The following is a 1,265-nucleotide window of genomic DNA, read 5'->3' as shown; positions in this document are numbered from 1 at the left end:
TGGAATTCCATGGCCCGGTAGTTGGCGCCGTCGGCGCCGCGCAGGCGCGCCAGGGTCAGCGCCACGTCCTTGGCCGACACACCCGGTGCCAGGCAGCCGGTTAGGGTGACGCGCATGGTCTCAGGCACCTTGAGCCAGACCTTGCCGCACAGCATGACACCGGCCAGATCCGACGAGCCGATGCCGGTGGCAAAGGCATTGGCCGCGCCGTACGAGGTACTGTGCGAGTCGGCCCCCACCAGCAGCCGGCCCGGTCGCGCCCCACCCGACTCCAGGATGCACTGGTGCCCGATACCGGCACCCGCCTCGATGGTGGCGATGCCATGGGCCAGGGCGTAGACCCGGGCACGTTGCTGCAGCGCCTGCGCCTTGGCGCCGGAGGCCGGGCCGTAGTGGTCGAGCGCGAACACCAAGCGCTGCGGCGCACATGGCGCGGCACTGGGGCAGATGGCCTCCAGGTAGTCCAGCGCCATGGGGATGGAGCCGTCTGTGCCCATGGCCAGGTCGGGCGTGCAGATGGCGATCTCGCCGGCCCGCACCGCCTTGCCGGCGGCGCGGGACAGGATTTTTTCGGCAATCGTCTTTCCGTGCATGGGCTCAGTATCGAAGCACCTGGTGCAAATTAAAAGCGATTTAATATCGTGGAAAATCGTGAATAAAATTCATGTTTTTCTGCGCTTCACGGGCAGCGGATCTTCCGCCGGCTTGGCAAAGTCGCACATGCGCACGCACAGCTGTGCGAAACGCGCGCTGAAGCCGGCGATCTCGTCGCTCTCGCGGTAGATGGCGTGATACAGAATGGCGGGGCTCGGCGGCACCACCCGGATCTGCTGCAGCAGCCCGCGCGCGACATGGTCGCGAAAGTACAGCGCCGGCAGGTAGCTGATGCCGAAACCCGAGGCGGTGAGGGCGGCCAGCGCCACCAGACTGTTGCCGGCATAGGTTTTTTTCACCGACATCCGCTGCTCCTGGAACCACTGGTCGTACACCGTGTCAACCCCCGACTTGCCGGTCTGCGCCAGGATCGGAAAGCCGGCCAGTTGCGTCAGGGACAGCGCCTTGGTGCGCGGCACCATGCCGGGGCGGCACATCCAGGCCAGCTCCATCTTCTGCAGCGGTATGGCCATGGTGCCGGGGCCACTGAACACCGGCGGCACGATGGCGAAGTCGATGGCGCCGGCCGCCAGCTTCTCGCACAGCACGGTGCTCAAATCCACCTCGGGCTCGAAGGAAACGTCTGGGTATTCGCTGCGGAAGGCCTCGAC

At 66.1% G+C, this 1,265-nt stretch carries 2 protein-coding genes; both read right to left on the bottom strand.

What is annotated here, in order from left to right; genetic code table 11:
* A partial coding sequence (locus QZH66_RS16315; RefSeq protein WP_305806928.1) for an aconitase family protein occupies window positions 1–593 on the bottom strand: 593 nt, incomplete at its 3' end.
* A 69-nt stretch (window positions 594–662) separates the two neighbouring features.
* Window positions 663–1,265, bottom strand: a 603-nt coding sequence (locus tag QZH66_RS16310) for a substrate-binding domain-containing protein (RefSeq protein ID WP_305806927.1), incomplete at its 5' end; no start/stop codon positions are given.

This window comes from Stenotrophomonas sp. YIM B06876 (assembly GCF_030711595.1).
Taxonomy (GTDB): Bacteria; Pseudomonadota; Gammaproteobacteria; order Xanthomonadales; family Xanthomonadaceae; genus Stenotrophomonas.
This window is presented reverse-complemented; position numbering and strand designations above follow the sequence as displayed.